Below are 246 nucleotides of genomic sequence, written 5' to 3'. Positions count from 1 at the left end.
AGAACGGCTGAAAGAAGAGAGTCCGGAACACACCTGCGATCAGGAGCGCGTAAACGACTGTTTTGACGGTCTCGATGAACGCGTTCTGCTTCTTGGCTTCGCCTGCCATATGCCTGCCTCTCGGGGTCGATGAAGGACACTTTGTTGATCGGGGATTTCCTCTTCGTCAACAAGTTCGCCTATGGCTATTCCTATGCGTCCTGCCCGTCCGTGCGCCTGCCGCAGTTCGGGGTCAATATCGACGCC

The 246-nt window shown here is 56.1% G+C and carries 2 pseudogenes; one reads left to right on the top strand and one right to left on the bottom strand.

Annotated elements, in window-relative coordinates:
* Window positions 1-109, bottom strand: a pseudogene (locus MK745_RS19725) (S26 family signal peptidase); the annotation flags it as partial.
* Between MK745_RS19725 and MK745_RS19720 the strand changes: the two are divergent.
* Window positions 106-246: pseudogene (locus tag MK745_RS19720) on the top strand (signal peptidase I); the annotation flags it as partial. The pseudogenes MK745_RS19725 and MK745_RS19720 sit on opposite strands and share 4 nt — an antisense overlap.

Source organism: Shimia aestuarii, from assembly GCF_022814865.1.
In the GTDB taxonomy this organism is placed as follows: domain Bacteria; phylum Pseudomonadota; class Alphaproteobacteria; order Rhodobacterales; family Rhodobacteraceae; genus Shimia; species Shimia aestuarii_A.
This window is presented reverse-complemented; position numbering and strand designations above follow the sequence as displayed.